Consider the following 6,709-nt stretch of genomic DNA (forward strand, 5'->3'; position numbering starts at 1 on the left):
ATCGGGCGTCGAGGCCGCACTGCGCGCCACCGAATATGATCCGCAGCGGCTGGAGAAAGCGGAGGAGCGGCTGTTCTCGTTGCGCGCGGCCTCACGCAAGCACAGCGTCGCCGTCGACGATTTGGCGCAACTGCGCGACACGATGTCGGCCGATCTCGCCGACCTCGACGCCGGCGAGGAACGCCTGCACGGGCTGGAAAAGCAGGCCGCCGCGGCACGCGAGACGTATGACATCGCAGCCGCACAGCTGTCCTCGCTTCGTCATGCGGCGGCGGTCGGCCTGACCAAGGCGGTCATGGCGGAACTGCCGGCCCTGAAGCTCGAACGCGCGGCCTTCATCGTGGAAATGAAGAGCGATGCCGAGAGCCGCATGGAAGAGGGCATTGACCAGATCGAATTCTGGGTGCGCACCAATCCAGGCACGCGGCCCGGGCCGATGATGAAGGTGGCCTCCGGCGGCGAGCTTTCGCGCTTCCTTCTGGCGCTGAAGGTGGCGCTGGCCGACCGTGGCTCGGCGCCGACGCTGGTTTTCGATGAAATCGACACCGGCGTGGGCGGCGCTGTCGCCGACGCCATCGGCCAAAGGCTGGCGCGGCTGTCGAAGCGCGTGCAGGTGCTGTCGGTGACGCACGCGCCACAGGTGGCGGCGCGCGCGGCGACGCATTTCCTGATCTCCAAATCCGGCACCACCGACCGTGTCGCGACCGGCATTGCCGAGATGGACCGGCCGGCGCGGCAAGAGGAGATCGCGCGCATGCTGGCCGGCGCCACGATCACCGACGAGGCCCGCGCCGCCGCCGAGCGACTGCTGCGCGAGAACATCGCGGCGTCCTGATGGCGCATGGTTCGGCAGTGGATCGAAGCAAAGGAAGCCGAGAAGCCAACGGTTCGCGGGCCGTATAAGAAACACTCAGCGGCTTAGGAGAATCCGATGGATTTGGAAGAGGAAACTGTCGAATTGACAAAACTTCTCTCAGGAAAAATGGTGATCCACGTTTGGCGGTTTCGTGCGGCAGAAGTACTGATTGAATTCACAGATGGAACCCGACTGTTCGTCGATGCACGGTCCGACGCGATTGAGTGCTCAGTGACCGATGGGATTTCAGACTGACCCACCACCTACGGTTCGCCGACCAGTGAAAATCCGGGCTTTGCAACAGAGTCAGCATATGGCTCCATCCCGCTGTTTCGGCGTGGTTTTGTCAGAATTCAGCTCCCTTCCATCCGAATCCTGATCTATTGTCCCGGGCCAACAGCAGCCAGGTGCAAAACCATGTCCGAAAAACCAGTCGATGCCCTGACCGAAAGCGAGGCCGAAGCCGAGCTGAAGCGTCTGGCGGAAGTGATCGCCGAGCACGACCGGCGCTACCATACCGAAGACGCGCCTATTATCACCGACGCGGAATACGATGCGCTGGCACGGCGCAACCTTGCCATCGAGGAGCGCTTTCCAGCGCTGGTGCGCGAGGATTCGCCATCGCTCAGGGTCGGTGCGGCACCCGCGGAAGGCTTTACCAAGGTGCGCCATGCGGTGCCGATGCTCAGCCTTGCCAAGGCTTATACCGACGATGACGTCGCCGATTTCATCGAACGCGGCCGGCGGTTCTTCGATCGCGACAAGGAGCTCGACATCGCCTTCACGGCCGAGCCGAAGATCGACGGGCTTTCGGCTTCGCTGCGTTACGAAAACGGTGTGTTCATGCAGGGCGCAACGCGTGGCAACGGCGCCGTCGGCGAAGACATCACCGCCAATTTGAAGACGATTGCCGATATTCCAGCGAGGCTGAAAGGTTCGGACTGGCCCGAAACCATTGAGATCCGTGGCGAGGTCTACATGACCTATGCGGAATTCGAGGCGTTGAAGCAGCGGTCGGCGGCGGTCGGCGGCCAGGACTACGTCAATCCGCGCAACACGGCGGCCGGTTCGCTGCGCCAGAAGGATCCGTCCGTTACCGCCAGCCGCAACCTCAAATTCTTTGCCTATGCCTGGGGCTATACGACAGCGGATCCGGCTCCGACCCAATATGATTCGGTGCAGAAATTCGCCGAGTGGGGGTTCAAGATCAGTCCGCTGATGGTGCGGGCGAAATCGGCCGACGAGTTGATCGCGCATTATCATCGGATCGAGGAGCAACGTTCGGCACTTGGCTATGATATCGACGGCGTCGTCTACAAGGTCGACCAGCTGGAATTGCAGCGCCGATGGGGGTTCGTCACCGGTGAGCCGCGCTGGGCCGTCGCGCACAAATTTCCGGCCGAACAGGCGATGACGACTGTGCAGAAGATCGACATCCAGGTTGGCCGTACCGGCACGCTGGCGCCGGTCGCGCGGCTGGCGCCGGTCACTGTCGGTGGCGTCGTGGTCGAGAATGTCACGCTGCACAATGAGGACTACATCAAGGGCCTGGACAGCACCGGCCAGCCGATCCGCGACGGCATCGACGTGCGCATCGGCGATACGGTGGTGATCCAGCGGGCAGGCGATGTCATTCCGCAGATCGTCAGTGTCGTCATCGACAAGCGGCCGGCCGATGCCGTGCCATACGAATTCCCGCATACCTGTCCGATCTGCGGCTCGCCGGCGACGCGCGAGATCAACGAGAAGACCGGCAAGGAAGATTCCCGCCGCCGCTGCACCGGCGAGCTGATCTGCCCGGCGCAGGCGGTGGAAGGATTGCGCCACTTCGTGTCGCGCGGTGCCCTGGACATCGAGGGGCTGGGGGCCGAGAACATAGATACGTTCTTCAATGCGGGATTGATCAAGACCGCCGCCGATATCTTCACGCTCAAGGATCGCCGTCCGGCCGTCACCAGGGCGCTGGCCGAGCGCCGCGAGGAGCAGGCCAGGCAGCGCGAGGCCGCATCGGGCAAGACACGCAAGAATGTGCGCAGCGTCGAGGATCGCAACTATGAAAGCCTCGACAAGCTGTTCGCGGCCATCGACTCGCGCCGCGAGCCGGAACTCGACCGTTTCATCTTCGCGCTCGGCATCCGCCATATCGGCGAAACGACGGCGGCCGTGCTTGCCCGCACCTTCTCGACCATCGAGGAGCTGATCCGCGTCGGCAAGGAGACAGCGGCCGCGGAGGATCCACATACTGTCTTCCCATCGGTCAACGGCATCGGCGATACGGTGATCGATGCGCTGCGCGGCTTCTTCGGCAATGAGCGCAACGACGACGTGCTTGAGAAGCTGCTCGAGCAGGTCAAGCCGAAGCCGTATGTCGTCACCGTCTCGGCCGACAGTGAGGACGCCGGCAAGACGGTCGTGTTCACCGGCTCGCTGGAGAAGATGACGCGCTCCGAAGCCAAGGCCATGGCGGAGCGCCTCGGCGCCAAGGTCGCGGGCTCGGTTTCGGCGAAGACGGATCTGGTGGTCGCCGGGCCGGGCGCCGGCTCCAAACTCAAGCTTGCCAGTGAGCTCGGCATCGAGGTGATCGACGAGGATGCCTGGCTGGCGCGGATCGGCAAGGCGTGATGGAAGGCGCATTCAAGGGGTTCGGCCCAAAGGCCATTCCGTTCCTGAAGGCGCTGGATTTCCACCAGAGCCGGGAGTGGTTCTTGGAAAACCGCGACCTGTTCGAAAAGGAGTTGCGCGATCCGCTCAGTGATCTGGTCGACACGCTGACCGAGCGCTTCGCAGAGGCCGGGCTCGGCCTGCGCGGCGACCGCAAGAAGTCGCTGTTCCGGATCAATCGCGACGTGCGCTTCGCCAAGGACAAGCGGCCCTACAACAGGCATTTGTCGGCCATCCTGTCGCCCGACGGCACCAAGATGGAGCAGGGCGTGTTCTACGTGCATGTCGGGCTTGAGCGCTGCTTCGCCGACATTGCGTGGTGGCAGCCGGAGCCGGCGCTGCTGCTGGCGATGCGCAAGGCCATCGCGGCAAAGCCGGGCGAATTCCAAAAGATGGTTGCGGCGTTGAAGAAAAATAGCCTCGAACTCGAGACCGAAGGCCGTATGAAGCGCACCCCACGCGGCTTCGAGCATATCAGCGATGCCGACCTGGCCGCCGCCATCCGCCACCGGCATTTTGTCGTCCAGCATGTCATCGATCCGGCGGGAATCCACACGGCTGATCTGGTCGACGAACTCGTCGATTTCACCTTGCGCGCCAAGCCGCTGCTCGACTGGGGCAGGGCGATCGAGGGCAAGATCCCGAAGGAATAAGCGTCTAACTCAGCCGATCCCGCGATCATTTCCGCTGATCGTTTGGCTCAAGCGAATTCGTGTGACACGGCAAGCCGCGCCACCTACATACCGCGCTTCCCTTGTTGTTGTGCATGTCGTTATCCCCCTTTTGGGCGACATGCATCAGGAGTGGTTGATGGCGACGGACGTAATTTCCGAGAGCGGCGACAGAAGCGATTTCTGGCAAGGCGTGCGGCTGTCGATGCCTGTGGTGGTGGCCTCGGCGCCCTTTGCGGTGCTGTTCGGCGCGCTCGCCGTGGACAATGGCTTCTCGGTCCTGGAAGCCTTTCTGATGAGTGCGCTGGTCTATGGCGGCGCCAGCCAGATGGTCGGCATCCAGCTGTTCGGCCAGCATGTGGCGCCGTGGCTGATCGTCCTGTCGATCTTCGCCGTCAATTTCCGCCACGTGCTCTATTCCGCCGGCATCGGCCGGCGCATCGCGCACTGGCCCCTCATCCAGCAGGCGCTTGGTTATTTCATCCTGACCGATCCGCAATTCGCGGTGGCCGAAGCGCGGGCGCAATCGGGCCGGACGGTCGGCTTTGCCTGGTATCTGGGACTTGGCTTGCCTGTCTATCTGTTCTGGATCCTCGAAAGCGCGCTTGGCGCGCTGTTCGGCAAGCTGATCCCCGACACGCACGCGCTGGGCATCGATTTCCTGCTGCCGATCTATTTCCTCGGTCTCGTGCTGGGCTTCCGCAAGCGGCCTCTGTGGCTGCCGGTGGTCATTGCCAGCGCTGCCGCCTCCATCATCGCCTACAAGACCGTGGGCTCGCCCTGGCATGTCTCGATTGGCGCTGTTGCCGGTGTGCTGCTGGCGGTCATCCTGCCTCCCCACCATAGCGGCGTAAAGGCACGGCCATGAGCACGACCTTCTGGATCATTATCGCCGGCGCAATCGCGACCTATCTGACGCGCATCGGCGGGCACCTGGTGATATCGCGCTTCGATACCATCCATCCCCGCGTCGAGGCCGGCCTCAATGCCGTGCCGGCGGCGGTGCTGACGACGCTGGTAGCGCCCGAGCTGTTGAACGCCGGCCCGGCGGAATGGGCCGCACTGGTGGTCACCGCCGTGGTTTCGCTGCGCGGTGGGTTGATGGCGATGTTTTTGGCGGGCGCGGCGGTATTGATCGTGGCGCGGCAGTTCGTCGGGTAGGGCGTATCGATATTCAGGTGATGACGGCCTGCAAACGGCGGCTTCCTGCGCTTCCCCGTTCTACCGCGTCGCGGTAGAACTGAGCTCACGTACCCAAAAGTACGCTTCGCTCCGGTTCACGGAACCCATCGTTTTCGCTCGTCCTGACCTGAATCTCGACACGCCCTCGGCGCCTCAGAAAAATCAAATCTTCGCGTCGTGCGGCAGCGGCGCGGTGGCCTTCTCCAGCCAGGCCAGCGTTTCGCCGTCGAGCATCGGGCCGATCTCGGCCAGCACGCGCGCGTGGTACGAGTCCAGCCAATGCAGCTCGTCACGCGTCAGAAGGTCCGACTGCACCAGCCTGGTATCGATCGGCGCCAGCGTCAGCGTCTCGAAGCCGTGCATGGCGATGTCGCCGCCCTCGATCTCTTGCGCCGGCGTCACCAGGATCAGGTTCTCGATGCGGATGCCGTAGGAGCCTTCCTTGTAGTAGCCGGGCTCGTTGGACAGCATCATGCCTTCGAGCAGCTTTTCGGTGCCGGTGCGGGCGATACGCTGCGGGCCTTCATGCACGGCCAGATACGAGCCGACGCCATGGCCGGTGCCGTGGGCGAAGTCGCAGCCGTGCTTCCACAGCGCCATGCGCGCGACGGCATCGATCTCGGAGCCGCGCGTGCCGGCGGGAAAGCGCAAGGTGGAAATGCCGATCATGCCTTTCAGCACCAGGGTGAAGCGTTCGCGCATCTCCTGCGTCGGCTGGCCGATCGGCACGGTGCGGGTGATGTCGGTGGTGCCGTCCTGATACTGCGCGCCGGAATCGAGCAGGAACAGCTCGCCGGCCTGCAGCTTGCGGCTGGTGGCGCGCGACACGCGGTAATGCATGATGGCGCCGTTCGGGCCGGCGCCCGAAATGGTGTCGAAGGAGACGTCGCGCAGCGGCATCTGGGTTTCCTCGCCGGTCCGCCGGCGCTGTTCCTCCAGCCTGGTGACGACAGCGATCTCGTCGAGCGAGCCGGGTTTTTGCCGCTCCAGCCAGCACAGCAATTTCGCCACGGCCGCACCGTCACGCCGATGCGCGGCGCGCGAGCCGTTGATCTCGGCCTGGTTCTTGGTGGCGCGCGGGATTCGGGCAGGATCTGCTGCTGCAATGACGGCGCCGCCATTGTCCTCGACCAGCATGCGCAGCCGGTCAGCCGCCAGCACCGGGTCGAGCGCGATTTTCGCGCCACTCTTGGCAAGCGCTGTGATCGCGGCTTCGAATTCGCCGGGCTCATGCGGCTCGGCGAGCTGGGTGAGGTAGGCGGCGACCTGGCGCGAGAATTTGCGCTTATCCATGAAAAGCTGGTGCGACCCATCGGCGGCGAGGATGGCGAAGCCGAAC

At 63.9% G+C, this 6,709-nt stretch carries 6 protein-coding genes and 1 pseudogene; 6 read left to right on the top strand and 1 reads right to left on the bottom strand.

The genetic code is table 11. The features are described from left to right. From EOA22_RS20625 to EOA22_RS20650, 6 genes and pseudogenes are all read left to right on the top strand, one after another. Window positions 1–835 (top strand): annotated as a pseudogene (locus EOA22_RS20625) (DNA repair protein RecN); the annotation flags it as partial. Between the two features lie 96 nt (window positions 836–931). Continuing rightward, entirely contained in the window at window positions 932–1,111 is a 180-nt protein-coding gene (locus EOA22_RS20630) for a hypothetical protein (protein WP_063168304.1), read from the top strand. A gap of 162 nt (window positions 1,112–1,273) precedes the next feature. Next, on the top strand, window positions 1,274–3,478 hold the full coding sequence (gene ligA / locus EOA22_RS20635; protein WP_127390185.1) for an NAD-dependent DNA ligase LigA: 2,205 nt from the start codon (window positions 1,274–1,276) through the stop codon (window positions 3,476–3,478). Beyond that, on the top strand, window positions 3,478–4,170 hold the full coding sequence (locus EOA22_RS20640) for a TIGR02453 family protein (RefSeq protein ID WP_127390186.1): 693 nt from the start codon (window positions 3,478–3,480) through the stop codon (window positions 4,168–4,170). The genes ligA and EOA22_RS20640 overlap by 1 nt, the downstream gene beginning before the upstream one ends. 157 nt (window positions 4,171–4,327) lie before the next feature. After that, window positions 4,328–5,056, top strand: coding sequence for an AzlC family ABC transporter permease (locus EOA22_RS20645; protein ID WP_063168301.1), 729 nt, complete (start codon window positions 4,328–4,330; stop codon window positions 5,054–5,056). Next, window positions 5,053–5,349 carry an AzlD family protein gene (locus EOA22_RS20650; protein ID WP_013530970.1) on the top strand — a complete coding sequence of 99 codons (297 nt, stop codon included), beginning with the start codon at window positions 5,053–5,055 and terminating at the stop codon, window positions 5,347–5,349. Before EOA22_RS20645 ends, EOA22_RS20650 begins: the two co-directional genes overlap by 4 nt. Before the next feature lie 183 nt (window positions 5,350–5,532). Here the strand turns inward: EOA22_RS20650 and EOA22_RS20655 are convergent. Beyond that, the coding region (locus EOA22_RS20655) for an aminopeptidase family protein P (RefSeq protein ID WP_164755683.1) at window positions 5,533–6,709 on the bottom strand (1,177 nt) is incomplete at its 5' end.

Origin of the sequence: Mesorhizobium sp. M7A.F.Ca.US.014.04.1.1 (genome assembly GCF_003998745.1) — a bacterium.
GTDB lineage: Bacteria > Pseudomonadota > Alphaproteobacteria > Rhizobiales > Rhizobiaceae > Mesorhizobium > Mesorhizobium ciceri.